Below are 26,175 nucleotides of genomic sequence, written 5' to 3'. Positions count from 1 at the left end.
TGCCCGCGAAGCTTTTGATTTTTTATGGCAACACAAGGATATCCAATGACCGTCAGCACCCCGCTCTCCGGTGTCAACCAACCCTTCAAGGGGATCTTGCTGATTGTCGTGGCAACCTTCCTGTTCTCCAGTCACGACGCGCTGTCGAAATACCTCTCCGGTTACTATCCGATCGTGATGGTGGTCTGGGCCCGATATCTGGTGCACACCTTGCTCATGGCGGGGATTTTTCTGCCGCAGTCCGGGTTACGCGTCCTGCGCACCAAGCGACCGTTGTGGCAATTGGTGCGGGCGCTCTGCCTGCTCGGCACCAGTCTGTTTTTTACCACTGCGCTGCTGTACATCCCGCTGGCGGAAGCCACGGCCGTCAACTTCCTCGCGCCGGTGCTGGTCACGGCGCTGTCGGTGCCGCTGCTCAAGGAGCGGGTGACACGCGGCCAGTGGATTGCGGTGATTTGCGGTTTTGTTGGCGTGCTGATCATCGTCCACCCCGGCGGAGAACTGTTCACCCCGGCGGTGTTGTTGCCGTTCTGCTCAGCGCTGTTTTTCTGCTTTTACCAATTGCTGACCCGCAAGCTCGCCGAGGTCGACAGCCCGACCACCAGCAACTTCTTTGCCGGGCTGTGCAACACGCTGGTGATGAGTGCGCTGGTACCGTTCTTCTGGCAGGTGCCGACGCTGACTCACGCAGGTCTCATGCTGGCACTGGGCAGTTGCGGGATGACTGCGCATTTGTTTCTGACCCAGGCTTTTCGCCATGCCGCACCGGCATTGCTGGCGCCGTTCGGTTATTGCCAGATTGTGTTTGCGGGGTTGTTGGGCTGGTTGCTGTTCAATCACACGCCGAGTCTGCTGACGGTCATCGGCATCGCGGTGATTTGTTGCAGCGGACTGGCGGCAGCGTGGCAGCAGAGCCGGCGCTGAGGAACGATGCAGAACCTTGTGGGAGGGGGCTTGCTCCCGAAGGCGGTGTATCTACCGACATTCGTTTTGAATGTCAGTCCGCTTTCGGAAACAAGTCCCCTCCCACAACAGGTTTTGGTGTAGGCCGGGGTTACTCGCAGACGGTAGGAATCTTGCGCGGGGCCATGAAGTACATCCACGTCAGTGCGATGAAGTACATCGCCGGAATCAGGGTGAACAACACGGTGTAGTTGTTATTGGTGACGGTAAGGATGTGGCCGACGATCTGGGTCATGAACATCCCGCCGATCGCCGCGCACATGCCGCCGAACCCGAACACCGTGCTCATCATGTGCTTGGGCGTGTAGTCCATCACCAGGCTCCAGATGTTTGCCGTCCAGGCCTGATGCGCGCCGATGGCGAGGGAGATCGCGGCGACTGCCACCCACAGATTGGCGGAACCGGCGGCCATGACCACGCCGATGATGCAGCAGGCGAACAGGAACATCGACAGCAGCCGCGCCTTGATCGAGTTCATCCCGCGACCGATCAGGAACGACGACAGAATCCCGCCCCCCACACTGCCGAAGTCGGCGGTGACGTAAATGATGATCAGCGGAATGCCCATCTGGGTAACGTTGATGCCCAGGTTGTATTGCTGATTGAGAAACGGTGGCAGCCAGTACAGGTAGAACCAGAATACGGGCGCGGTCAGCGAGTAGGCGAGAGCGAAGGCCCAGGTGCCGCGCATGCGCAGGATCTTCGAGAACGGCACGCGGGCCTGTTCCGGTTCGACTTCTTTCTGGATGTAGTTCAGCTCGGACTGTTTGACGCTCGGGTGGTCTTCCGGGTTGAAGTATTTCAAACCCCAGAACAGCAACCAGATTCCGCCCAGTGCCGACATGCACAGGAAAGCGGCCTGCCAGCCCCAGACGTGCAGAACCAGTGGCAGCAGCATTGGCGTGAACATCGCGCCGACGTTAGTGCCGGCGTTGAAGATGCCGGTGGCCACGGCACGTTCGCCGGCTGGGAACCACAGGCGCGTGGTTTTTACGCAGGCCGGATAGTTCGCCGCTTCAGTCAGGCCGAGAATGAACCGGCAGACCATGAAGCCCACCGCGGAAGTCGCCAGACCATGGGCGCCCGTGGCCAGGCTCCAGAGCAGCACGGCGCAGAAGAACACACGTTTGACGCCGACCCGGTCGATCAAACGCCCCTGCAGGACGAAACCGATCGCGTAGCCGACCTGAAACCAGAAGTTGATGTTGGCGTAATCCATCGCCGTCCAGCTCATTTCCTTGGCGAGGATCGGCTGCATGACGCCGAGCGCGGCGCGGTCGATGTAGTTCAGGGTGGTGGCGAAAAACACCAATGCCAGCATGCCCCAGCGGGTTTTGCCGACCGCCATGGCGCCGCGGATCTTGTCGCCGATGCCACCCGTGGCAGTGCTCATGGCCGGAGCCATGCGGGAAGTCTGTGAAGGAATCATGTGTTCCACCCGTTTTTGGATTTGTTATTTGGTGTGCTTTTTCATTGCACGCTGCGACCGGTGGTTCAGGTCCGGACTCAATGTGCGGTCGATGTTGGGCAGTGGACGAAAAATCGTCAATTCGTCAAAACGGCATAGTGTTCGATAATCGCACGCAAAACTAACCGGCTAGTACACTTTAAATTGCTGCGCGAAGGGATGCAGCCAATAATTTGCTCACCCTATAAAAACGGCGCGGATCACGCAGCCGTCGTCTCCACCGGGAGTTCAAGCATGCAGCGTTCCATTGCCACCGTTTCCTTGAGCGGCACCCTGCCGGAAAAACTCGAAGCCATCGCCGCCGCCGGGTTCGACGGGGTGGAGATTTTCGAAAACGACCTCCTGTACTACGACGGCAGTCCGCGGGAAATTAAACAGATGTGCGCCGATCTCGGCATCGCCATCACCCTGTTTCAGCCGTTTCGCGATTTCGAAGGCTGCCGCCGTGATCGTCTGGCGCGCAACCTGGAACGCGCGGAACGCAAATTCGATTTGATGCAGGAACTGGGCACCGACCTTGTGCTGGTGTGCAGCAACGCCTCGGCCGACAGTGTTGGCGATCAGCAAATCCTCATCGACGATTTGCGCCTGCTCGCTGAACATGCCGGTGCGCGCGGTTTGCGCATCGGTTACGAGGCGCTGGCCTGGGGCCGTCACGTCAATACTTGGCAACAGGTCTGGGACATCGTGCGTCAGGCCGATCACCCGAGCCTCGGCGTGTTGCTCGACAGCTTTCACACCTTGTCGCTCAAGGGTGATCCACGAGCCATTGCCGACATTCCCGGCGACAAGATCTTCTTCGTGCAAATGGCCGATGCGCCTATTCTGGCGATGGATGTCCTGGAGTGGAGCCGGCATTTCCGCTGCTTCCCGGGGCAGGGTGAATTTGATTTACCGGGATTCCTCGCACCGATCATCCAGAGCGGTTACACCGGGCCGCTGTCGCTGGAAATCTTCAACGACGGTTTTCGCGCCGCGCCGCCTCGGGCCAATGCTGCCGACGGTTTGCGTTCGTTGTTGTATCTGGAAGAAAAGACCCGTCTGCGCCTGGAGCAAGAGGTTGCGACGGTCGCCAACCGCGACATCCTTTTCGAAACGCCGAAGGCCAGCGAATACAACGGCATCGAATTTCTCGAGTTCGCCGTCGATGAAAGCCTCGGCGCCAAGCTGTCGAACTGGCTGGAACGCCTGGGGTTCGTCAAGGCCGGCCAGCATCGCTCCAAGAGTGTCAGCCTGCTGCGTCAGGGAGATATCAATCTGATCCTCAACTCCGAGCCCTATTCGTTCGGCCACAGTTTCTTTGAAGCCCACGGCCCGTCGCTGTGCGCGACTGCCGTGCGGGTCAAGGACAGTGCCAGTGCCCTGGCGCGGGCCGTGGCTTACAAAGGTCAGCCCTATCGCGGTCTGGTCGGCCCCAACGAACTTGAATTGGCGGCCGTGCGCGCACCGGACGGCAGCCTGATTTATCTGGTAGATGCCGAGGCGGATGTCTACGGCACTGACTTCAATCTGCTGCCGGACGCCGTCGCCCGTGGCGGCCTCAAGCGCATCGATCACATGGCCATGGCGCTGCCGGCGGACAGCCTCGACAGTTGGGTGCTGTTCTACAAGAGTCTTCTGGATTTCGAGGCCGATGACGAAGTGGTGTTGCCCGACCCGTACGGGCTGGTGAAGAGTCGCGCGCTGCGCAGCCGCGACAGTTCGATCCGTTTGCCGCTGAACATTTCCGAGAACCGCAACACCGCGATTTCGCACGCACTGTCGAGTTATCGTGGCTCTGGCGTGCATCACATCGCCTTCGATTGTGACGATATCTTCGCCGAAGTCAGTCGCGCCAAAGAGGCTGGCGTGCCGCTGCTGGATATCCCGCTCAACTACTACGACGACCTTGCCGCGCGGTTTGATTTCGACGACGAGTTTCTCAGTGAGCTGGCGTATTACAACGTGTTGTACGACCGTGATGCGCAGGGTGGCGAACTGTTCCACGTTTACACCGAACCGTTCGAAGGGCGTTTCTTCTTCGAGATCATCCAGCGCAAGAATGGTTATGCCGGTTACGGCGCGGCCAATGTGGCGGTGCGTCTGGCGGCGATGGCCAAATCGCGCAGCGGCGCGGTGCGACAGGCGAAGTTGTAGGAAATTCGTAAACGCGGGATTAAACACGGGCCGCGCGGCTTCCTTCAGTGTGCCGCGCGGCCCATAATCGCCAGCCTGTGCAGTGATGGCCGTGAGCCCGCAATGACAATGACTTCAGAACTCCCCGCAGCCCCCGTCGTATCCGCCGTTGAGCCGCGCAAGAGTCGCAAGAACAATCCGGAAAAGACCCGCGAGAATATCCTGCAGGAGGCGATCGTCGAGTTCGTCCAGCAGGGTTTGTCCGGCGCCCGCGTCGACGCGATCGCCGAGCGTATCCACACCTCCAAACGCATGATCTATTACTACTTCGGCAGTAAGGAGCAGTTGTACGTCGAGGTGCTGGAGAAGCTTTACGGCGATATCCGCAGCACTGAAAACCGCCTGCATCTGGATGAACTGTCGCCCGACGTGGCGATTCGCCGATTGGTGGAGTTCACCTTCGATCACCACGACCGCAACGTCGATTTCGTGCGCATCGTCAGCATCGAAAACATCCACAACGCCGAATACGTGAAGCGCTCCGATGCGATCAAGGCGATGAACAACACGATCCTCGATTCACTCGGCGAGATCCTGCGTCGGGGCGCCGAAGAAGGCGTGTTCCGCGCTGGCCTGAATGCGCTGGACGTGCATCTGTTGATCAGTTCGTTCTGCTTCTATCGCGTGTCGAACCGCCACACGTTTGGGGAGATTTTTCAGATCGACCTGCCGGACGAAAGCATCAAGCAACGGCATCGCGAGATGATTTGCGAGTCGGTATTGCGTTACCTGCAAGCCTGATATCAGAAGAGGGGGCTAGCCCCCTCTCTCGAATCAACCTTTCATACTTTGAAAGTGCGTCAGCATTCGTTGCGCATCCGGCGCCACGCCGCTGAACAGTTCAAACGCCTTCACCGCCTGAAACACCGCCATGTTGCCGCCGTCCAGGGTGCGGCAGCCCAAAGCGCGGGCGTTGCGCAGCAGTTCGGTTTCCAGCGGGAAATACACGATCTCCGCCACCCACAATTCCTTGCGCAGCAACTCGACCGGCACCGGCATGCCCGGCAGTTTGGCCATGCCCATTGGCGTGGTGTTCACCAGGCCGTCGGCTTGACTCAAAGTGCTCGGCAGATCATGTCCGGCGACCGCGCGGGCAAAACCGAAATGCTGGTTGAGGTTGTTCGCTAGACTGTCGGCGCGATCACGATCAACGTCGAAAATGCTCAATTGTCGTACGCCTTCGCTCAACAGGGCGTGGGCAACGGCCGCGCCTGCGCCACCGGCGCCCATTTGCACTACACGTTCGCGGGTAACGTCCTGCAAGCCACGGCGAAACCCTTCGGCGAAACCCAGGCAGTCGGTGTTGTGACCGATGCGTTTGCCATCCTTGAGCACCACGGTGTTCACCGCGCCGATGCCTCGGGCTTCCGGCGACAGCTCGTCAAGCAGCGGAATGATCGCCTGTTTGCACGGGAACGTGATGTTCAGGCCGGTGTAGTTCATCCGCTCGGCGGCGAGCAACAGGTCGGGCAGGGCGTTGCAGTCCAGATCCAGCTGATCGAGGTCGATCAGTCGGTACAGATAGCGCAGGCCTTGCGCATCGCCTTCGTGCTCGTGCAACGCCGGTGTGCGTGAGGCCTGAATGCCGGCGCCGATCAGTCCGGCCAGTATCACCTTGGGCCGGCTCATGCTGCCTGGCTCTTCAGGCGCTGGCTGAAATGCTCCAGTGCCAGGCGGTAGCCGTTGCTGCCGAAGCCGCACATCACCGCCGTGGCAATTGCCGAGACGAACGAATGGTGGCGGAACGGCTCACGTGCATGGACGTTGGACAGGTGCACTTCGATCACCGGCAGCTCGCTGGCGACCAGCGCATCGCGGATGGCCACCGACGTGTGCGTCCAGGCGGCCGGGTTGATCACGATCCCGGCGCAGCGGCCCCGAGCGGCGTGAATCCAGTCGAGCAATTCACCTTCGTGATTGGTCTGGCGAAATTCCACCGCGAGGCCGAACTCTTCGGCGGCACGACCGCACAGCGCCGAAATATCGGCCAGGGTTTCGTGGCCGTAAGTCGCCGGCTCGCGAGTGCCAAGCAGGTTCAGGTTCGGGCCGTTGAGCACCAGAACGATAGGGGGCATGAGGGATAACTCCACTTATTGTTTTTGGCTTTGGCCGAGGGTTTCAGCCTGTGGGGTTAAAATGTACCAGATGGTTACATCGGTCAATTGAACAAAAATAGCCTTGGTATTTTTTGTTCGGTGATCGCACACAAGCATGTTTCAGGTTCAGTTTTAATTCCGATGTAACGACAGCTTTGCTTACGTTTTTTCTTGAAGATTGATCACCTCTTCGCCTGCTCCGACGCTAGCCTCAAAGCAGTGAGGTGCGTTGTGTACACGATCACCAGTCGTCGGATTTGAAAGGAATATCAAATCCGGAAATTTATTAACCTAACAGATGGGTTAGCATGAAGGTGTGCAGCTACAAAGGATTGTCGATTGTCATCATGCTGCGAGACGAACATTGCCCGCCGCACGTTCACGTGAACGCGGACAGCTGGAGTGCCCGATTACAGTTCAGTTTCTGGCACAACGATATTGAGCTTTGGGATGTCGTTCCGCTCTCTCGTCGACCGCCACTGGCCGTGCTGGAAGGCTTGTGTCGAGCCCTTGAACAACCCGCTCATCTACGGCGAGCCCGGGGGATTTGGGGGTCGGGATTGCAAACAGTCTGTCTCGACAATCAGCTGTGGGACATGCAAGCAAACGAAGTGCTGGGGATGAGACTCGTCACCGACACGACATACAGAGTGGGATCGGCGCGTTATATGCCAGACGAGGACAGGACTCTTCTGACGTTGACAGGCTCATTGGAGGGAGTGGAAATCGAGTTATGAAAGTTATCAAGGCCAAGCCGTCCGCACGTACTCCATTGACGGAAGAAATGATCGATGCCGCCATCCAGCGCGGGGAAGCACGCCGCGCAAGCAGTTTGCAGGCAGTCTCTGTAACTTTTGAAAAGCCCTCTCTGGTCATTCGTTTTGAAGACGGCAGCGGTGTGTTGTTACCGGTGGATCGCTATCCGGAGTTCGACGGATTCGATGCGCAGGATTACGCGAAGCTGAAAATTGATTTCGCAGGCACAGCGCTTTGCCTCGAAGGCAAGGATCTCCACGTTTCCATCGCCGGAATGATTTCGGCGAATCCGTCCTTGATGCTGATGGCTGCCTCGGTCGTGGCTTCGCGCAACGGTCGTCAGAGCAGTGCTGCGAAGTCTGCCGCCGCACGGGCCAACGGCAAAAAGGGCGGGCGTCCACGTAAAGCCGATCCCGCTGAGTAAGCGCCCACAAAAAAGCCGTCAATCACGACGGCTTTCTTGTACCTGGCATTCGCAATCAACGCCGGGTCAGCAACACACCTGACTCCATGTGGTGCGTCCACGGAAACTGGTCGAACAACGCGCACCGGGTAATACGGTGCGTGTCGTGCAGTTGAGCGATGTTGGCCGCCAGGGTTTCCGGGTTGCAGGAGATGTACAGGATATTGTCGAAACGCCGGGTCAGCTCGCAGGTGTCCGGGTCCATGCCGGCGCGCGGCGGGTCGACGAAGACGCTACCGAATTCGTAGCTTTTCAGGTCGATGCCCTGCAGGCGACGGAACGGGCGCACTTCGTTGAGCGCTTCGGTCAGTTCCTCGGCGGACAGGCGCACCAGGGTGACGTTATCCACAGCGTTTTCGCTGAGGTTGCTCAGGGCGGCGTTGACCGACGTCTTGCTGATTTCGGTGGCCAACACTTTGCGCACGCGAGTCGCCAGCGGCAGGGTGAAGTTGCCGTTGCCGCAGTACAGCTCCAGCAGATCGTCGCTGCGATCGCCCAGTGCGTCGTATGCCCAGTTGAGCATCTTCTGGTTCACGGTGCCGTTCGGTTGGGTGAACGCGCCTTCCGGCTGGCGATAGCTGAACGTGCGACCGCCGACGTCGAGCTTCTCGACCACGTAATCGAGGCCGAGTACTTCGCGTTTGCCCTTGGAACGACCGATGATGCTGACGCCCAGATCCGCCGCCAGTTTGGTCGCCGCTGCATGCCAGTGCTCGTCCAGCGGACGGTGATAGCACAGAGTGATCATCGCATCGCCGGCCAGGGTGGTCAGAAACTCCACCTGAAACAGCTTGTGGCTCAGCGCCGCGCTGGCCTGCCAGGCCGCTTTCAATTGCGGCATCAACTGGTTGATGCGCAGGCTGGCGATCGGGAACTCTTCGATCAGGATCGGCGTGCGTTTGTCGTCCTGGGAAAACATCGCGTAGTGCCGCTCACCGCCCTCGCGCCACAGGCGGAATTCGGCGCGCAGACGGAAGTTCTGCAGCGGCGAGTCAAACACCGTCGGCTCGGGGGCATCGAACGGCGCCAGCAGGTCACGCAGGCGCGTGACCTTGTCTTCGAGTTGTGCGGCGTAGGCCTGGGAATCAAAAGTCATGCGTTGAACCAACCCAACTTGATCACGAACAGAATCGACAGAATCACCAGCGCCGGGTTCAGCTCACGGGCGCGGCCGGACAGCAGTTTGATTGCAGTCCAGGCGATGAAGCCGAACGCGATGCCGTTGGCGATGGAATAGGTGAACGGCATAGCCAGGGCAGTGACCACGACTGGTGCGGCAACGGTGATGTCGTCCCAGTCTATTTCCGCCAGGCCCGAGGTCATCAACACGGCGACGAACAGCAGTGCCGGTGCAGTGGCGAACGCCGGAACGCTGGCCGCCAGTGGGGAGAAGAACAGCGCCAGCAGGAACAGGATCGCCACGACGATGGCGGTCAGGCCCGTGCGGCCCCCGGCACTCACGCCGGCAGCGGATTCGATGTAGCTGGTGGTGGTCGACGTGCCCAGCAGCGAACCGGCCATGGCTGCGGTGCTGTCGGCGATCAGTGCGCGGCCCATTTTCGGCATGTGGCCGTCCTTGCCCATGAGGCCGGCGCGCTTGGCGACGCCGATCAGGGTGCCGGAGTTGTCGAACAGGTCGACGAACAGGAAGGCGAAGATCACGCTGACAAGACCGATGTCCAGTGCACCCTTGATATCCAGTTGCATGAAGGTCGGCGCCAGCGAAGGTGGCATCGAGGTCACGCCGCCGAACGGAGTGAAGCCCAAGGCGATGGAGACGATGGTCACCGCCAGAATGCCGATCAGCACCGCACCGCGCACTTTCAGCGCTTCGAGGGCGACGATGACGGCGAAACCGAGGGTGGCGAGGATCGGCGCCGGTTGTTTCAGGTCACCGAGGCCGACCATGGTCGCGGGGTTGCTGACCACGATGCCGGCGTTGTGCAGGGCGATCAGTGCCAGGAACAGGCCGATACCGGCGGCAATCGCCGAGCGCAGCGGCAACGGGATGCTGTTGATGATCCATTCACGGATGCGGAAGATCGACAACAGGAAGAAGCACACGGCCGAAATGAACACCGCGCCCAGCGCCACTTGCCAGGTGTGGCCCATGTGCAGCACGACGGTGTAGGTGAAGAAGGCGTTCAGACCCATGCCCGGTGCGAGGGCGATCGGGTAGTTGGCGATCAGGCCCATGATCGTCGAGCCGATGGCAGCGGCCAGACAGGTGGCGACGAACACGGCGCCCTTGTCCATGCCGGTCTCGCCGAGAATGCTCGGGTTGACGAACAGAATGTAGGCCATGGCCAGGAACGTCGTGATGCCCGCAAGAATCTCGGTGCGCACGTTGGTGTTGTGTGCCTTGAGTTGAAACAGCCTTTCCAGCATGTCTGCTCCCCGTGGCGCGCGTGGCGCCGTGAATGTATCGACCTCAACAGCAAAGCACAGACCGTCGCAAGCGCCTGAAAAATTGTGGTGGGCCGGAAAAAGCCGCGCATCATACCAGCAGCGTGAGGAATATGGCGGATGTTGGTGCCGAACGTCGTCGAAGTTTTGCGACAGAGCCAAGTGCGCCATACTGCGCGCTGTTTTTTGGGGGGACAGGCACGCATGAACAAGCGCTGGATCAGGGCTTTCGGAGTTTTCGCGATATGGATGGGCGGGATGGCTGGCGCGCTGGCTGCGTCGGCGCCGCCGTTGTCGCAGTTGAAAGTATTGAAAGTCGAATCGCCGGGCTGCGGTTTTGAAGATATTGCTGAAGGCCAGGAACAGACGCGCTGCGATCACAGTGGGCCGCACATCAAGGTGTATGTGCTGGAAGTCGGTTACGGGCAGAGCCAGCCCTATGTCAAATTGGACGGCTTTGAGGTGGATGGCACGCGAACTCCGGTCTGCGCTTTCGACAACGGCAATCTGACTGACTGCACTCCGGGCAGCAAAACTGTCGGCTCACTTTACGTCTTCGATCTGGCCGGCAAGCAGGAAGGCACTTTCATTTTCACCAATACCTCTATCAATGCACCGCACAACAGGATGTCGACCCAGCTTTACATCAAGTAACGCCTGTCTCTGAAACCGGGCGCGGCAAAGCTGACTACGCTTTAAAGATCACCCAGCGGATAGCGCCCATGACCTTTAGAGCCCTGATTACCCTCGCCGAGGGCATCGATGATCTGCAAAGTGTGACCCTGATCGACGTGCTGCGTCGCGCCGGCATTGAAGTGATGGCAGCCAGCATTGAAGGACGGCGGATGCTCACCTGTGCCCGTGGCACGCGACTGACGGCGGACGGCATGCTGGTTGACGTGCTGGCGCAGACTTTCGACCTGATCGTGCTGCCCGGCGGCGCTGTCGGCTCGCAACACTTGGCGGCGCACCAGCCACTGCAACAACTGCTCAAGGATCAGGCCAGCGCCGGACGCGTGTTCGCCGCCATCGGCGAAACCCCGGCCGTCGCCCTGCAAGCCTTCGGTGTGCTGCGCCAGCGGCGCATGACCTGCTTGCCGGGCGCCAGCCATCAACTCTCCGGTTGTACGTTTGTTGACCAACCGGTGGTGGTCGACGGCAACTGCATCACCGCCCAAGGCTCAGGCGCCGCACTGGCGTTTGCGTTGGCGTTGGTAGAGCAACTCGGCGGCAAGGCATTGCGGGCGAAAGTGGCAGGGGAGTTACGGGCTTGAAGGGGGTCAGGCGTGCGCGGCGATAGGTTCAATCGCCGGTTGCTCCCGATGTTCCGCTTGCCACAGATCGTAATCGGTTTGAACACCTAGCCAAACGCGTGCCTTGCCAATGCCTGCTCGCTCCAGTCGCACGGCCAGATCCGGACTGATCGGCGCATGCCCATGCAATACACGGGAAAGATGCGGGCGAGCGAAGCCGAGGTGCCGTGCCAGTTCGGTAACGCTGATGCCAAGCTCGGGCAAGACATCCAGCAGCAGTGTTTCACCGGGGTGTGGCGGGTTGTGCATGGGCATGAGCCTGCCTCCTGTCAGTGGTAGTCCAGATAATCGACCAGTTCGATATCCGAACCGACAAAACGAAAGATAACCCGCCAGTTGCCTGAGACACTGAGCGACCAGTATTCCGATAACTCACCCTTCAGTGGATGCAAGCGCCAACCTGGGATATCCAGATCTCCGGGAAGGGTTGCGCGGTCCATGAACTGCAGCATACGCGCCAGCCGTTTTGCGTGATCGGCGCGAATTCCGCGAGTCGAACCTGTTTCATAGAAGCCACGAAGGCCTTTGTGTTGAAAGGATTTGATCATGTCGGCGAGTGTAAGGCGATACATTACACTCGATGCGGTATCTATGTACCGCACCTTATCGGTTTATTTGTGCCAGGCGTGCTGAATAGATAGATAACGACTAGGCCTTCGCCTCTTCCACCGGCACATGCATGCGATCCCGATTAGCCAGTGTCGGGAACAGTTTGATCCACGTCCCCGTCACCACCAGCGTGCCAATCCCGCCCATGACCACCGCCGGCACCGTGCCGAACCAGTGCGCGGTGAGGCCGGATTCGAATTCGCCGAGCTGGTTTGAGGCGCCGATGAACAGGCCGTTCACCGCGCTGACCCGGCCGCGCATTTCGTCCGGGGTTTCCAGTTGTACGAAGGAGGCGCGGATGACCATGCTGATCATGTCCGCTGCGCCGAGCACCACCAGTATCGCCAGCGAGAACCAGAATGAGGTCGACAGGCCGAAAGCGATGGTTGCGACGCCGAAAATGCCGACGGCGGTGAACATCACCCGGCCGACGTTGCGTTCCACGGCAAACCGCGCCAGGAACAGAGACATCCCCAGCGCGCCGACTGCCGGTGCGGAGCGCAACAGGCCCAGGCCCCACGGGCCGGTCAGCAAGATGTCTTTGGCGAACACCGGCAACAATGCCGTGGCGCCGCCGAGCAGCACCGCGAACAGATCCAGTGAAATCGCCCCGAGGATGTCCGGACGGCTGCGGATAAAGCGGATCCCCGCCAGCAGTGAATCCAGCGTGGCTTTGCCTTTGTTCAGCGGTGTTTGCCGCGCGGGCAGGTTGAGCATCAGCGAACAGGCGATCACGTACAGCAGCACGGTCGGGCCATAGACCCAGACGCTGCCGAATGCATAGAGCAAACCTCCCAGGGCCGGAGCGACGATGGTCGCGGACTGCTGAGCCGATTGCGCTGCCGCGACGGCTCGCGGGAACAGCGCACTGGGCACAATGCTCGGCAGCAAGGCCTGCGTGGTCGGCATTTCAAAGGAGCGGGCGGCCCCTAAAAGGAAGGCAAGGATGAAGATCATCTCGCGGGTAACGTGATCGGTGGCACTGCCGATGGCCAGTGCCAGGGCGATCAACGCCTGCAGTGACTGGCAGAGCGCTGCAACCTTGCGTCGGTCGTAGCGGTCGGCGACGTGCCCGGTGTGCAGCATGAACAGCACGCGCGGGGCGAACTCCACCAGACCGACCAGACCCAGGTCGAGCACGTTGCCGGTCAGTTGGTAGAGGTTCCAGCCAATCGCCACGGTGAGCATCTGAAAACCGCTGGCGGTGAAAATCCGGGCGAACCAGAACGCGAGGAAAGGGCGATGGTGACGTAACAGCAAAGGCTCTTGGCTGGGCATCTGAAGGCAGGTCTGGCTCGGTGGGGAACCGCGAGGTTATCACCAGTCTGTAACAGGAAGTTGCTATGACAAAAAATTTAGTTAGCCAGACATCGATCTTTGCTGCATCCCACTCTCTCACCACAAGAAATAGATTTCAGCGTGTTGCCATGGCTGTGAGGCAACTTGTCACGCGGCAAACGACCACGCAGTTCATCGCCTGAAATGGGACTACTCTTTCAACGTTGCTTGATCCAGATCAAGACCCAAAAGGAATTGATCCGGTGGCCCGTTGGCCAGACTCCCTGCGTTGCGATGGTTGTTTAAAAAGAACGAATCAGAATTCGCCGCACTCCATATCCGTGGGGGCAGTGGGTGCAGGCCTCCGGGCCCGCAGCCGGTATTACCTGACAGAGGAAGCCATATGTTCGGTTTAGAGGCACTCGATCTCGCCCGAATTCAATTCGCGTTCACCATCTCGTTCCACATCCTGTTCCCGGCGATCACCATCGGCCTCGCGAGTTATCTCGCGGTGCTGGAAGGCCTTTGGCTGAAAACCGGCAACGACACCTACCGTGACCTCTACCATTTCTGGTCGAAGATCTTTGCCGTCAACTTCGGCATGGGCGTGGTCTCCGGTCTGGTCATGGCCTACCAGTTCGGCACCAACTGGAGCCGTTTCTCGGACTTCGCCGGTTCCGTAACCGGGCCTTTACTCACCTATGAGGTGCTCACGGCGTTCTTCCTCGAAGCCGGTTTCCTCGGTGTCATGCTCTTCGGCTGGAACAAGGTCGGACGCAAGTTGCACTTCTTCGCCACGGTCATGGTGGCCATCGGCACGTTGATTTCGACCTTCTGGATTCTTGCGTCCAACAGCTGGATGCAGACACCTCAAGGCTTCGAGATCGTCAACGGTCAGGTGATTCCAACCGACTGGCTGGCGATCATCTTCAACCCGTCGTTCCCGTACCGCCTGATGCATATGGCCACCGCAGCGTTCGTCGCCACGGCGTTCTTTGTCGGCTCTTCGGCTGCCTGGCATTTGCTGCGCGGCAAGGACAACCCGGCGATTCGCACCATGCTCTCGATGGCGATGTGGATGGCTTTGATCGTTGCGCCGATTCAAGCCGTCATCGGCGACTTCCACGGCCTCAATACCCTTGAACATCAGCCGGCGAAAATCGCCGCAATTGAAGGGCACTGGGAAAACAAGGGTGACGAAGCGACGCCACTGATCCTGTTCGGCTGGCCGGACATGAAAGAAGAAAGAACCAAATTCGCCGTGGAGATTCCGTACCTCGGCAGCCTGATCCTGACCCACTCGCTGGACAAGCAAGTCCCGGCGCTCAAGGAATTCCCACCGGAAGACCGGCCGAATTCGACCATCGTGTTCTGGTCGTTCCGGATCATGGTCGGCCTCGGTTTCCTGATGATTTTTACCGGTTTGTGGAGCCTGTGGCTGCGTAAACGCGACAGCCTCTACACCTCGCGGCCATTCCTGTACCTGGCGTTGTGGATGGGCCCCTCCGGTCTGATCGCGATTCTTGCCGGCTGGTTTACCACCGAGATCGGGCGTCAGCCGTGGGTGGTCTACGGGCTGATGCGCACGGCGGATGCTTCGTCCAACCACAGCTTCATGCAGATGAGCATCACGCTGATCATGTTTGTGGTGGTGTATTTCGCGCTGTTCGGTGCCGGTCTCGGTTACATGATGCGCCTGGTGCGCAAAGGGCCGAAAACCGATGAAGGCAAGGAAACCAACGACGGTGGTCCTGGCCAGAAACGCACACCGGCGCGACCGCTGTCGGCTGCTGACGATGATGGCGCCGACGCTGACCACAGCCCCAGCCTGACCAAGGAGATTTGAGTCATGGGTATTGATCTTCCGCTGATCTGGGCCGTGATCATCATCTTCGGCATCATGATGTACGTGGTCATGGACGGGTTCGATCTGGGGATCGGGATTCTCTTCCCGTTCATCCCGGGCAAGACCGACCGTGACGTGATGATGAACACCGTCGCCCCTGTCTGGGACGGCAACGAAACCTGGCTGGTACTGGGCGGCGCGGCGTTGTTCGGCGCATTTCCGCTGGCCTATTCGGTGGTGTTGTCGGCGCTGTACCTGCCGCTGATCTTCATGCTGATCGGCTTGATCTTCCGCGGGGTGGCGTTCGAGTTCCGCTTCAAGGCCAAGGACGACAAGCGTCACCTGTGGGACAAGGCCTTTATCGGAGGCTCGGTGGCTGCGACGTTTTTCCAGGGCGTGGCTCTTGGTGCGTTCATCGACGGTTTGCCGGTGGTCAACCGGCAGTTCGCCGGCGGCTCACTGGACTGGCTGACCCCGTTCACGATGTTTTGCGGCGCGGCACTGGTGGTGGCTTATGCCTTGCTTGGCTGCACCTGGCTGATCATGAAAACCGAGGGCAAGCTGCAAGAGCAGATGCACAATCTGGCCCGGCCACTGGCCTTCGTGCTGCTGGCGGTGATCGGCATCGTCAGCCTCTGGACGCCGCTGGCTCACCCGGAAATCGCGACACGCTGGTTCAGCATGCCGAATCTGTTCTGGTTCATGCCGGTGCCAATCCTGGTGCTGGTAACCATGTACGGATTGATCCGCGCCGTAGCGCGCAATGCCAACTACATGCCGTTCCTGCTGACTTTGGTGCTGATTTTCCTCGGCTACAGCGGGCTTGGCATCAGCCTGTGGCCAAACATCGTGCCGCCGTCGATCTCGATCTGGGACGCCGCCGCACCGCCGCAGAGTCAGGGCTTCATGCTGGTCGGCACGTTGTTCATCATCCCGTTCATCCTGGGTTACACCTTCTGGAGCTACTACGTGTTCCGCGGCAAGGTCACCCATGAAGACGGTTATCACTAGACCTGTGGGAGCGGGCTTGCCCGCGATGGCGTCGGCTGCGGCGCCATCGATCTGAATGAGGATCGAAACAATGAACGGCAAACATTCCCTGCACGACATTGAAGAAGCTGAAAAAAAGCCGTTGTGGCAGCGGCTCGGCTGGTTGGCCATGATCTGGATCGGCAGCGTGGGCGCACTGTTTATCGTCGCCAGCCTGATGCGCATGTTCATGAACGCGGCCGGCTTGACCACGCACTGAATCCGTCCCGGCGCCTTCGGGTACGGCTTTGTAACCCTCCTTGTGGAGGGTTTTTTTTGCGGTGCGCTTTACTTGCGCGCTTTGAGAATCACGAATTTCGGCGTGGCCGCCACTTGCTCGACACCCCGGAACAGCCGCGCCAGTTTGCTGTGATAACCCAGGTGGCGATTGCCGACGATGTACAGCGCACCACCGACGACCAAAGCCTCGCGCGCCTGCTGGAACATGCGCCAGGCGAGGAAATCGCCGACCACCTGTTGCTGATGGAACGGCGGATTGCACAACACCACGTCCAGAGATTGCGGCGCCTGCCCGGCCAGACCATCGCCAGCGCGAACGATCACCTCGCGATCACCGATCGCTGCCTGCCAGTTTTCAGCCGCCGATTGCACCGCCATGAACGACTCGTCGACCAGCGTGTAATGCGCATCGGGGTTTTGCAGCGCGCTGGCAATCGCCAGTACACCGTTGCCGCAGCCGAGATCGGCAACCCGGGCATTACCGAGGTTTTTCGGCAGATGCGGAAGAAAGGCGCGGGTGCCAATGTCCAGGCCTTCACGGCAGAACACGTTGGCATGATTGAGCAGTTCGATGTCCGGCTCGTCGAGGCGATAGCGTGAAGGGTAGGGCGAGACTGCCGGGGTTTTTGCTTGCGGCGTGGCGATGAGCAATCTGGCTTTTTTCACCGCCAGCGAGGCTTGCACGGGACCAATGTAACGCTCTAGCAGATCACCGGCGGCGCGCGGCAGGTGTTTGACCATCGCTGCTGCGATGACTTGCGCATCGGGTGCCAGTTGCCCCTGCAGTCGAATCAGTTGTTCTTCAAGCAGGGCGAGGGTTTTCGGTACGCGGATCAACACGCGGTCGAAGGGCCCGACCAAAGGCTCACTGGCGGGAATCGGACGAATGGCGTCGAACGCCTGACCGTTGCGCAGCAAATTCTTTTCCAGTCCCTGAAAGCCCAGGAACGAGTCACCACTGCTGCTGACCACGACTTTGCCCAGAAGACTGGCGGCCAGTGCGCCGAAGCTGTCATTGAGCACCAGCACCCGCGTTTCGGCAGAAGGTCGTTGTTCGGCCAAGTGATTCAACAGGTATTCGTCAGCGGCGTCGAAGGCTTGCAGCGGTTCATTCTGCTGCTCGGGCTGGCGGATCAGGTCGAGTTGGGCGAAAGGTGTGTCGAGCAAAGGCATGGGGCGGGGACTCAGGGTAATCGGGAGATGTCCCGCTGCCTTGAGGTGTGCGGCGGAACCGACCGAGTGGACTGCTACGTGTGAAGCTCACGTCATCACTCAGGAAGGCTGCAAATGGTACGTTTTTTTCGCTGTAAATACTCGCAGGTTTTATGGTCTGGCCGGCTGGGGCTTTCAAATAAGGTTCTGTCTGGTGGCGGCAATGACTGCAGAGATCTTGTTGCAGACGTTGAATTTCACAATCACGTTTTGCACGTGGTAGTTCACCGTTCGTTCACTGAGGCTGAGTATTCTGGATATATCGCAAGCCGTTTTTCCTACTGCGGTCAGACGCAGCACTTCCAGTTCCCGTTGTGACAGATGAGGGTGGCGAGGAAACGTCGGCGTGTTTGGCAGCGAATTGGCGACCAGATCCGTCAGATGGTGAGTGACGTAGAACAGATAGCCGAAGTGCTCGTAAAGCTCAAACGGGCTGATCGGGCATTCTTGTCTGGCCAGGCTGAGGGTACCACGCACACGTCGCTCTTCATTTTCAAACGATTGCGACCAGCCGTGGTATAGCCCTTCTCGTTGCAGAATTTGCCAGCGTTTAGGTGCTCTCGCGTAGGCGGCTTCGTTCCAGATAAACGGCAGCATCGAACTTCTGCAATGCTCAAGAACGGGATCAACTTCATCCCGGGTGCTGCGTTTGTACTGTTCATTCCATTCTTTAGAGAAGTTATTGATTTCCAACGTATCGAAACGCTGTTCTCGGCAGGTTGATGTCACAGTGATCGCACAAAAGTTGAAGCCTATCTTGTTGGCAAAGCTGAGCAGAATCGGGTAGGCGGTTTTTATGGTTCCCGATCTTGTCAGTTGCTTTAACTGCAGCTCCTTCCACCTTTCCATGAGGTCCTCCTCGGGTGTATCTAAGTGTTACTTGGGGGTGGCTCTTGGATCCAAAAGCGCACGAAAACGAGTGTAGGACTTTTCCTATAAATTCGTGAGATTTATTTTGCTCTTTATGAAGGAGATAATTTCAATAAAAAGTTATTAGTCATTCAGTATTTTAATATGAAGGTCGACATGTTAGTTCGTTGTTGGTTTTTTAAGGCATCTACGGTTTTTGGGAGCAAGATTTAACTGCGGTCAGCGGCGCTGAATACCATTACAAACTGGTGGTATTAACGCACCCGACTTTGCGCGAAACTAGACCCATCGTTGAATGGAGCGACCCATGACCGCCAGCGCAGACAAATTCACCCGTCAGACCTTGCTCAATGTGCAGCCGCTGACCGGCAATCTGTTCACCTTGCGTACCTCACGTGACGCAGGTTTTCGTTTTCGCGCCGGGCAGTTTGCCCGCCTGGGTGTGACCAAGGCCGACGGCAGTACGGTGTGGCGAGCCTATTCGATGGTGTCCTCGCCGTTCGACGAGTTCCTCGAATTCTTCTCGATTGTAGTTCCAGGTGGCGAGTTCACCAGCGAGTTGAGCCGGCTGCAGGTCGGCGACACCTTGCTGGTGGAAAAACAGGCGTTTGGTTATCTGACCCTGGATCGTTTTGTTGATGGCAGGGATCTGTGGCTGTTATCCACAGGCACGGGCGTGGCGCCGTTTCTGTCGATCCTGCAGGATTTTGAGGTCTGGGAGAAGTTTGAAAGAATCATCTTGGTCTATAGCGTGCGAGAGGCTCGGGAGCTGGCGTATCAACAGCTGATTGCCGAGCTGACTCAGCGTGACTACCTGACTGAGCATGCGCACAAATTCCAGTTCATTCCCGTGGTCACCCGTGAACCGAATGCCGGCGCCCTCAACGGGCGCATCACCACGCTGATCGAAAATGGCGAGCTGGAGAGGGTGGCAGGCGTCGAGCTGATCCCGGCGCATTCGCGGGTCATGCTCTGCGGTAATCCGCAGATGATCGATGACACCCGGGCCTTGCTCAAGAAACACGGCTTGGCCTTGAGTCTGACCCGGCGACCGGGACAGGTGGCGGTAGAAAACTACTGGTAATGAAACGGCGCCCTCGGGCGCCGTTTCATTATTCAAGGCCGATTGTTCTGTGCCTTGAGCAAATCACGGATCTCGCCCAGCAATTCCTCTTCCTTGGTCGGAACCGGCGGCAGCGTCGGGGCCACGGCTTCTTCGCGCTTGAGGCGGTTGATGGCTTTGACGCCCATGAAAATCGCGAAAGCGACGATCACGAAGTCGAGAATGCTCTGAATGAACTTGCCGTAGGCCATGACCACCGCAGGGGCGCTGCCCTCGGCGGCTTTGAGCGTAATGGCCAGATCACTGAAGTCCACCCCGCCGATCAACAGGCCAATCGGCGGCATGATCACGTCACCGACAAACGACGAAACGATTTTGCCGAAGGCTGCACCGATGATGATACCGACGGCCATGTCGACCACATTGCCTTTGACCGCGAAGGCCTTGAACTCACTTAGCACGCCCATAGGTTATTTCCTTGTTACAGATGAGTTTGGTGTACGCAGTGTAAATCAGCAAAACGCGTCCTGCGCGAAACACCTTCTTACAATGCCCGCTTTTATCGACACATGATTCGACGATTAGTTTGCAAAGTGCCACTAATCGCGCGCGAAATACGCCTTAACCCACTGAGCAGGAAACCATTTTTCTCAATCGTCGGGTTGTGAACATTCTATTTATGATCCCGCCCCCGGCCCTCTAGCCTCTGGTTGGCGCACCTGGATGCGCCCAGAAAAACCAGAGGAAACTGATATGACTTCATCATTTGGCCACGGGGCTTTTCCCTACCGTCGTACATTCGGCGTATTCACCGCCAGCCTGCTGACTCTTTCCGTCAACGCCGCGCCCCTGACCCGGGATAACGGTGCGGCGGTGGGGGACAACCAAAACTCGCAAACTGCCGGTGCCAATGGCCCGGTTTTGCTGCAGGACGTGCAACTGATCCAGAAGCTGCAACGCTTCGACCGCGAGCGCATTCCCGAGCGCGTGGTGCACGCCCGTGGTACCGGCGCCCACGGCTCGTTTACCGTGACCAACGACCTCAGTGACCTGAGCAAGGCCAGAGTCTTTGCTGCTGGCCAGACCACGCCGGTGTTTGTGCGATTCTCCGCCGTGGTGCACGGCAATCACTCGCCGGAAACCCTGCGCGATCCGCGCGGCTTTGCGACCAAGTTCTATACCGCCGACGGTAACTGGGATCTGGTCGGTAATAACTTCCCGACATTCTTTATTCGCGATGCGATCAAGTTTCCGGACATGGTTCACGCCTTCAAACCTGATCCGCGCACTAACCTGGATGATGATTCGCGACGCTTCGATTTCTTCTCACATGTGCCGGAAGCCACTCGAACACTTACCGAGTTGTATTCGAATTCGGGGACGCCAGCGAGTTATCGTGAAATGGATGGCAATAGTGTTCACGCCTATAAGTTAGTTAATGCAAAGAATGAAGTTCACTACGTCAAGTTTCACTGGAAGAGTTTGCAAGGAATAAAAAATCTGACGCCGAAAGAGGTCAGCAAAGTTCAAGGTCAGGATTACAGTCACATGACCAATGATCTGGTGGCGAATATCAACAAAGGCAATTTCCCAAAATGGGACTTGTACATTCAGGTGCTGAATCCGCAAGATTTGTCCAAGTTTGATTTCGATCCACTTGACGCCACCAAGATCTGGCCGGGTGTCCCGGAGCGAAAAGTTGGACAAATGATCCTGAATCGCAATCCGGCGAATGTGTTCCAGGAAACCGAACAAGTGGCCATGGCGCCGGCCAATGTTGTGCCGGGTATCGAGCCTTCGGAAGATCGCCTGTTGCAAGGGCGCATGTTCTCTTACGCCGACACGCAAATGTATCGTCTGGGTGCCAACGGGCTGCAATTGCCAATCAACGCACCGAAAGTCGCGGTGAATAACGGCAATCAGGACGGCGCGATGAATACTGGCGCCAGCCACTCGGGCGTGAACTATCAGCCAAGTCGCTTGCAACCGCGTGAAGAAAAGCAAAGTGCGCGTTACAGCCAATCGGCTCTGTTTGGCAATACTCAGCAAGCGAAAATAACGCGTGAGCAGAACTTCAAGCAGGCCGGTGATCTCTATCGCTCGTACAGCAAAAAAGAACGCCGCGATTTGATTGAAAGCTTCGGTGGCTCGCTGGCCGGTGCGGATGATGAGAGCAAGCACATCATCCTGTCCTTCCTTTATAAGGCCGATGCGGAATACGGCGCCAGCGTGACGCAAGTCGCCAAGGGTGACCTCGCCCGGGTCAAGGCGTTGGCCGCGAAACTGGTCGACTGATCGAGTCGCTGCGCAACGGGGCCGGGATCAGGCCCCGTTTGCGCTGATAAGTGTTTTTCCTGTTGCTTGATGTGTAGGAATCCGCGCCGCGCTGATCCACGGCGTCTGCGTTATCATCGCGGTTTTGCCCCGGGGGTTCAGATGGCCAAGGCCAAGCGCATGTATGGCTGCACCGAGTGCGGCGCAACCTTTCCCAAGTGGGCGGGCCAGTGCGGTGAATGCGGCGCCTGGAACACCTTGACCGAAACCATGATTGAGAGCGGCGGCGCTGCGGCACCCGCCGGACGCACCGGTTGGGCCGGGCAACAGGCACAGATCAAGACGCTGGCCGAAGTCAGCGTTGAAGAAATTCCAAGATTTTCCACTGCCTCCGGTGAGCTTGACCGCGTCCTCGGTGGTGGTCTGGTCGATGGTTCGGTGGTGTTGATCGGCGGCGACCCCGGCATCGGCAAGTCGACCATTCTCTTGCAGACGCTGTGCAACCTCGCCAAGAGCATGCCGGCGTTGTACGTCACCGGCGAAGAATCCCAGCAGCAAGTGGCCATGCGTGCCCGACGTCTCGGTTTGCCGCAGGATCAACTGCGAGTCATGACCGAAACCTGCATCGAAACCATCATCGCCACCGCCCGTCAGGAAAAGCCCAAGGTGATGGTGATCGACTCGATCCAGACGATCTTCACCGAGCAACTGCAATCGGCGCCCGGCGGTGTTTCGCAAGTGCGCGAGAGTGCGGCGCTGCTGGTGCGTTATGCCAAGCAGAGCGGTACGGCGATTTTCCTGGTCGGCCATGTCACCAAGGAAGGCGCGCTGGCCGGGCCGCGCGTGTTGGAACACATGGTCGATACCGTGCTGTATTTCGAAGGTGAGTCCGATGGGCGCTTGCGTTTGCTGCGGGCGGTGAAGAACCGTTTCGGCGCGGTGAACGAACTGGGTGTGTTCGGCATGACCGACAAGGGGCTGAAAGAAGTCTCCAACCCTTCGGCGATTTTTCTTACCCGCGCTCAGGAAGAAGTTCCGGGCAGTGTGGTCATGGCCACGTGGGAAGGCACCCGGCCGATGCTGGTGGAAGTGCAGGCGCTGGTCGATGACAGCCACCTGGCCAACCCGCGTCGGGTGACGCTGGGGCTGGATCAGAACCGCCTGGCAATGTTGCTCGCGGTTTTGCATCGCCATGGCGGTATTCCGACTCACGACCAGGACGTGTTTCTTAACGTGGTCGGTGGGGTGAAGGTGCTGGAGACGGCTTCTGACCTGGCATTGATGGCGGCGGTGATGTCGAGTCTGCGCAATCGACCGTTGCCGCATGATTTGTTGGTGTTCGGGGAGGTGGGGTTGTCTGGTGAAGTGCGACCGGTACCGAGCGGTCAGGAGCGATTGAAGGAGGCCGCCAAGCACGGCTTCAAGCGCGCGATCGTGCCCAAGGGCAATGCGCCGAAGGAAGCGCCGGCAGGGTTGCAGATCATTGCGGTGACGCGGCTGGAGCAGGCGCTGGACTCGTTGTTCGAGTAATCACAGCTCCATCAACGCGCCAAGCTCCCGTTCGAGCTCGGCCTCATCCCCGAGGTTGAGTTCGATCAGGCGCCGCAGGCGCTGGATCGACTCCAAGCTGATGTGCCGGCACTGGAAACCCAGTTGGCCATGATCGTCGTGCGCCAGTTGCACATCCATCTGAATGTCGATGTCCTTGCTCAAATGAATGTCGACGTTGAAGTCCTGCGTTTCATCCCCCAGCCACGGTTCCGGTTTTTCGATCAATAGGCCCTTGAGCGACAGATCAATCAACTTCACCGGCCAGATGTACTCGCCCTGGCTCAATTCGGTCTTGGCATCGAACGCAATACGTTTGAAGCGGCGACGCTCGCTCATGGCGCAATCCTCTTGAAAGTACGCTGACTATAGACCCGACCAATAGGGGGCTGCCAATGATCAAGGCGTCTAGACCAATGTCGGGGTATGGTCTTTGCCGCCAGTAGCGCTAAACTCGGGGTGGCTGTCTTTCTTGTCCACCCTGGCTGGAATAATAAAATGAAAAATAATAATAGCCTGCTACGCCACTTACCCTGGCTAGTGCTGGCAATCGTAGGAGCGTGCGCCCTGGGCGTAGTGGCGTTGCGCCGAGGCGAGGCGATCAACGCCTTGTGGATTGTGGTCGCCGCTGTGGCCATCTATCTGGTTGCGTACCGTTACTACAGTCTGTTCATCGCTAACAATGTGATGCAACTCGATCCGCGTCGGGCCACCCCCGCCGTGCTCAACAACGACGGTCTGGACTACGTGCCGACCAACAAGCACATTCTTTTCGGTCACCACTTCGCAGCGATTGCTGGCGCAGGGCCTCTGGTCGGCCCGGTTCTGGCGGCGCAGATGGGCTATCTGCCCGGTACGCTCTGGCTGATTGCCGGGGTGGTGCTGGCGGGCGCGGTGCAGGACTTCATGGTTCTCTTCATGTCGACCCGTCGCAACGGCCGTTCCCTGGGCGACATGGTGCGTGAAGAAATGGGCCGGATTCCCGGCACAATCGCACTGTTCGGCTGCTTCCTGATCATGATCATCATCCTCGCGGTGCTGGCGCTGATCGTGGTCAAGGCATTGGCCGAGAGCCCGTGGGGCATCTTCACCGTGATGGCGACCATCCCTATCGCGATGTTCATGGGCATTTACATGCGTTACATCCGCCCGGGTCGCATTGGCGAGATCTCGGTCATCGGCGTGTTGCTGCTGCTCGGTTCGATCTGGCTGGGCGGGCAGATTGCCGCTGATCCGGTCTGGGCCAAGGCCTTCACGTTCACTGGCATCCAGATCACCTGGATGCTGATCGGTTACGGTTTTGTCGCGGCGGTACTGCCGGTGTGGCTGATCCTCGCCCCGCGCGATTACCTGTCTACTTTCCTCAAGATCGGCACCATCATCGCTCTGGCGATCGGCATTCTGGTGACTATGCCCGAGCTGAAAATGCCCGCGCTGACCCAGTTCGTCGACGGCACCGGCCCGGTGTGGAAGGGCGGTCTGTTCCCGTTCCTGTTCATCACCATCGCTTGCGGTGCGGTATCGGGTTTCCACGCACTGATTTCTTCGGGCACCACGCCGAAGTTGCTGGATAACGAAACCAACGCCCGTTACATCGGTTACGGCGGCATGCTCATGGAGTCGTTCGTCGCCATCATGGCGATGGTTGCCGCTTCGGTCATCGAGCCTGGCGTGTACTTCGCCATGAACAGCCCGGCCGCTGTGGTTGGCGGTGATGTTGCATCAGTAGCGCAGATGGTCAGCAGCTGGGGCTTTGCGATCACGCCGGAAGCGCTGCAAGCCGTGGCGCATGACATTGGTGAAACCACCATCCTGGCCCGTGCCGGTGGTGCGCCGACCCTGGCGGTCGGTATCGCGCAGATCCTGCACAGTGTCCTGCCGGGTGAAAACACCATGGCGTTCTGGTACCACTTTGCGATCCTGTTCGAAGCGCTGTTCATCCTCACTGCTGTGGACGCCGGTACCCGTGCCGGACGTTTCATGCTGCAGGATCTGCTTGGCTCCTTCGTCCCGGCGTTGAAACGTACCGAATCATGGACCGCCAACCTGATCGCCACCGCCGGTTGTGTGGCGATGTGGGGCTGGCTGCTGTACCAGGGCGTAATCGATCCACTGGGCGGCATCAACACCTTGTGGCCGCTGTTCGGTATCTCCAACCAGATGCTCGCCGGTATCGCGCTGATGCTCGGCACCGTTGTGCTGATCAAAATGAAGCGTCAACGCTATATCTGGGTGACCTTGCTGCCAGCCACCTGGCTGCTGATCTGCACCACGACCGCAGGCTTCATCAAGCTGTTCGACGCCAACCCGGCGATCGGCTTCCTGTCGCTGGCCAAGAAGTACAGCGATGCACTGGCCGCGGGCCAGGTGATCGCCCCGGCCAAGAGCATCGATCAGATGCAGCACGTGATCTTCAACGCTTACACCAACGCAACGCTGACGGCGCTGTTCCTGTTCGTGGTATTCAGCATCCTGTTCTATGCGCTCAAGGTCGGCATCGCTGCCTGGGGCAAAAAAGAGCGTACGGATAAAGAATCGCCATTCCAGGCTCTGCCGGACGCGTAAC

The 26,175-nt window shown here is 58.8% G+C and carries 26 protein-coding genes; 14 read left to right on the top strand and 12 right to left on the bottom strand.

Annotated features, from left to right (window positions below; genetic code table 11):
* The first annotated feature begins 45 nt into the window (after positions 1 to 45).
* Positions 46 to 924 (top strand): DMT family transporter, encoded by an 879-nt coding sequence (locus F2P67_RS01815; RefSeq protein ID WP_166216621.1) that lies wholly within the window; start codon positions 46 to 48, stop codon positions 922 to 924.
* A gap of 130 nt (positions 925 to 1,054) precedes the next feature.
* Here F2P67_RS01815 and F2P67_RS01810 read toward each other — a convergent pair whose 3' ends face one another.
* Positions 1,055 to 2,392, bottom strand: coding sequence for an MFS transporter (locus F2P67_RS01810; RefSeq protein WP_166216618.1), 1,338 nt, complete (start codon positions 2,390 to 2,392; stop codon positions 1,055 to 1,057).
* A gap of 273 nt (positions 2,393 to 2,665) precedes the next feature.
* Between F2P67_RS01810 and quiC the strand changes: the two genes are divergently transcribed.
* Together quiC and F2P67_RS01800 are read left to right on the top strand one after the other, a co-directional pair.
* Positions 2,666 to 4,567, top strand: coding sequence for a 3-dehydroshikimate dehydratase QuiC (gene quiC, locus F2P67_RS01805; protein ID WP_166216615.1), 1,902 nt, complete (start codon positions 2,666 to 2,668; stop codon positions 4,565 to 4,567).
* A gap of 102 nt (positions 4,568 to 4,669) precedes the next feature.
* Complete coding sequence (locus tag F2P67_RS01800) at positions 4,670 to 5,347, top strand: TetR/AcrR family transcriptional regulator (RefSeq protein WP_166216612.1); 678 nt, start codon at positions 4,670 to 4,672, stop codon at positions 5,345 to 5,347.
* A 33-nt stretch (positions 5,348 to 5,380) separates the two neighbouring features.
* On the opposite strand, the gene F2P67_RS01795 is transcribed toward F2P67_RS01800, so the two are convergent.
* Both F2P67_RS01795 and aroQ read right to left on the bottom strand, forming a co-directional pair.
* Positions 5,381 to 6,235, bottom strand: coding sequence for a shikimate dehydrogenase (locus F2P67_RS01795; protein WP_166216609.1), 855 nt, complete (start codon positions 6,233 to 6,235; stop codon positions 5,381 to 5,383).
* Entirely contained in the window at positions 6,232 to 6,681 is a 450-nt protein-coding gene (gene aroQ / locus F2P67_RS01790; protein WP_166216606.1) for a type II 3-dehydroquinate dehydratase, read from the bottom strand. The genes F2P67_RS01795 and aroQ overlap by 4 nt, the downstream gene beginning before the upstream one ends.
* A gap of 329 nt (positions 6,682 to 7,010) precedes the next feature.
* On the opposite strand from aroQ, the gene F2P67_RS27695 reads away from it, so the two are divergent.
* Positions 7,011 to 7,439 carry a DUF4160 domain-containing protein gene (locus tag F2P67_RS27695; protein ID WP_246226451.1) on the top strand — a complete coding sequence of 143 codons (429 nt, stop codon included), beginning with the start codon at positions 7,011 to 7,013 and terminating at the stop codon, positions 7,437 to 7,439.
* A complete protein-coding gene (locus F2P67_RS01785; RefSeq protein WP_166216604.1) occupies positions 7,436 to 7,882 on the top strand; it encodes a DUF2442 domain-containing protein in 447 nt (148 codons plus the stop codon). The genes F2P67_RS27695 and F2P67_RS01785 overlap by 4 nt, the downstream gene beginning before the upstream one ends.
* Positions 7,883 to 7,937: 55 nt before the next feature.
* Here F2P67_RS01785 and trmA read toward each other — a convergent pair whose 3' ends face one another.
* Positions 7,938 to 9,017 (bottom strand): tRNA (uridine(54)-C5)-methyltransferase TrmA, encoded by a 1,080-nt coding sequence (gene trmA, locus F2P67_RS01780; RefSeq protein WP_166216602.1) that lies wholly within the window; start codon positions 9,015 to 9,017, stop codon positions 7,938 to 7,940.
* Positions 9,014 to 10,309: an NCS2 family permease gene (locus F2P67_RS01775; RefSeq protein ID WP_166216599.1), complete on the bottom strand. Its 1,296-nt coding sequence runs from the start codon at positions 10,307 to 10,309 to the stop codon at positions 9,014 to 9,016. Before F2P67_RS01775 ends, trmA begins: the two co-directional genes overlap by 4 nt.
* 222 nt (positions 10,310 to 10,531) lie before the next feature.
* On the opposite strand from F2P67_RS01775, the gene F2P67_RS01770 reads away from it, so the two are divergent.
* Entirely contained in the window at positions 10,532 to 10,981 is a 450-nt protein-coding gene (locus F2P67_RS01770) for a DUF4879 domain-containing protein (RefSeq protein WP_166217004.1), read from the top strand.
* Positions 10,982 to 11,049: 68 nt separating this feature from the next.
* Positions 11,050 to 11,601 carry a DJ-1 family glyoxalase III gene (locus F2P67_RS01765; RefSeq protein ID WP_166216597.1) on the top strand — a complete coding sequence of 184 codons (552 nt, stop codon included), beginning with the start codon at positions 11,050 to 11,052 and terminating at the stop codon, positions 11,599 to 11,601.
* Between the two features lie 6 nt (positions 11,602 to 11,607).
* Here the strand turns inward: F2P67_RS01765 and F2P67_RS01760 are convergent, their stop codons facing one another.
* The 3 genes from F2P67_RS01760 to F2P67_RS01750 form a co-directional block, all read right to left on the bottom strand.
* A complete protein-coding gene (locus tag F2P67_RS01760) occupies positions 11,608 to 11,895 on the bottom strand; it encodes a HigA family addiction module antitoxin (RefSeq protein WP_103303633.1) in 288 nt (95 codons plus the stop codon).
* Positions 11,896 to 11,909: 14 nt separating this feature from the next.
* The gene (locus F2P67_RS01755) at positions 11,910 to 12,188 is read right to left on the bottom strand and encodes a type II toxin-antitoxin system RelE/ParE family toxin (protein ID WP_166217002.1); all 279 of its coding nucleotides are present in this window, start codon (positions 12,186 to 12,188) and stop codon (positions 11,910 to 11,912) included.
* Between the two features lie 100 nt (positions 12,189 to 12,288).
* Positions 12,289 to 13,527, bottom strand: coding sequence for an MFS transporter (locus F2P67_RS01750; protein ID WP_166216594.1), 1,239 nt, complete (start codon positions 13,525 to 13,527; stop codon positions 12,289 to 12,291).
* A gap of 403 nt (positions 13,528 to 13,930) precedes the next feature.
* Here F2P67_RS01750 and F2P67_RS01745 point away from each other — a divergent pair, with 403 nt between their 5' ends.
* The 3 genes from F2P67_RS01745 (at position 13,931) to F2P67_RS01735 (ending at position 16,622) form a co-directional block, all read left to right on the top strand.
* A complete protein-coding gene (locus F2P67_RS01745; RefSeq protein WP_166216591.1) occupies positions 13,931 to 15,373 on the top strand; it encodes a cytochrome ubiquinol oxidase subunit I in 1,443 nt (480 codons plus the stop codon).
* A 3-nt stretch (positions 15,374 to 15,376) separates the two neighbouring features.
* Positions 15,377 to 16,384, top strand: a complete 1,008-nt coding sequence (gene cydB, locus F2P67_RS01740; protein ID WP_166216588.1) for a cytochrome d ubiquinol oxidase subunit II — start codon at positions 15,377 to 15,379, stop codon at positions 16,382 to 16,384.
* A 70-nt stretch (positions 16,385 to 16,454) separates the two neighbouring features.
* The gene (locus tag F2P67_RS01735) at positions 16,455 to 16,622 is read left to right on the top strand and encodes a DUF2474 domain-containing protein (RefSeq protein ID WP_166216585.1); all 168 of its coding nucleotides are present in this window, start codon (positions 16,455 to 16,457) and stop codon (positions 16,620 to 16,622) included.
* A 68-nt stretch (positions 16,623 to 16,690) separates the two neighbouring features.
* Here F2P67_RS01735 and F2P67_RS01730 read toward each other — a convergent pair whose 3' ends face one another.
* Together F2P67_RS01730 and F2P67_RS01725 are read right to left on the bottom strand one after the other, a co-directional pair.
* Positions 16,691 to 17,815 carry a methyltransferase gene (locus tag F2P67_RS01730; protein ID WP_166216582.1) on the bottom strand — a complete coding sequence of 375 codons (1,125 nt, stop codon included), beginning with the start codon at positions 17,813 to 17,815 and terminating at the stop codon, positions 16,691 to 16,693.
* A gap of 174 nt (positions 17,816 to 17,989) precedes the next feature.
* Positions 17,990 to 18,703 (bottom strand): autoinducer binding domain-containing protein, encoded by a 714-nt coding sequence (locus tag F2P67_RS01725; RefSeq protein WP_166216580.1) that lies wholly within the window; start codon positions 18,701 to 18,703, stop codon positions 17,990 to 17,992.
* 328 nt (positions 18,704 to 19,031) lie between these two features.
* Between F2P67_RS01725 and F2P67_RS01720 the strand changes: the two genes are divergently transcribed.
* Complete coding sequence (locus tag F2P67_RS01720) at positions 19,032 to 19,808, top strand: ferredoxin--NADP reductase (RefSeq protein WP_166216577.1); 777 nt, start codon at positions 19,032 to 19,034, stop codon at positions 19,806 to 19,808.
* 32 nt (positions 19,809 to 19,840) lie between these two features.
* On the opposite strand, the gene mscL is transcribed toward F2P67_RS01720, so the two are convergent.
* On the bottom strand, positions 19,841 to 20,254 hold the full coding sequence (gene mscL, locus F2P67_RS01715; protein WP_102354481.1) for a large-conductance mechanosensitive channel protein MscL: 414 nt from the start codon (positions 20,252 to 20,254) through the stop codon (positions 19,841 to 19,843).
* 286 nt (positions 20,255 to 20,540) lie between these two features.
* Between mscL and katB the strand changes: the two genes are divergently transcribed.
* Both katB and radA read left to right on the top strand, forming a co-directional pair.
* Entirely contained in the window at positions 20,541 to 22,082 is a 1,542-nt protein-coding gene (katB, locus tag F2P67_RS01710) for a catalase KatB (RefSeq protein ID WP_166216574.1), read from the top strand.
* Between the two features lie 141 nt (positions 22,083 to 22,223).
* Positions 22,224 to 23,591, top strand: a complete 1,368-nt coding sequence (radA, locus tag F2P67_RS01705) for a DNA repair protein RadA (RefSeq protein WP_166216571.1) — start codon at positions 22,224 to 22,226, stop codon at positions 23,589 to 23,591.
* On the opposite strand, the gene F2P67_RS01700 is transcribed toward radA, so the two are convergent.
* Positions 23,592 to 23,948 (bottom strand): PilZ domain-containing protein, encoded by a 357-nt coding sequence (locus F2P67_RS01700; protein WP_115079275.1) that lies wholly within the window; start codon positions 23,946 to 23,948, stop codon positions 23,592 to 23,594. It abuts the gene before it with no gap.
* 159 nt (positions 23,949 to 24,107) lie between these two features.
* Between F2P67_RS01700 and F2P67_RS01695 the strand changes: the two genes are divergently transcribed.
* Complete coding sequence (locus tag F2P67_RS01695) at positions 24,108 to 26,174, top strand: carbon starvation CstA family protein (RefSeq protein ID WP_166216569.1); 2,067 nt, start codon at positions 24,108 to 24,110, stop codon at positions 26,172 to 26,174.
* The last annotated feature ends 1 nt before the right edge of the window (position 26,175 follow it).

It is taken from the genome of Pseudomonas atagonensis (assembly GCF_011369485.1).
GTDB lineage: Bacteria > Pseudomonadota > Gammaproteobacteria > Pseudomonadales > Pseudomonadaceae > Aquipseudomonas > Aquipseudomonas atagonensis.
This window is presented reverse-complemented; position numbering and strand designations above follow the sequence as displayed.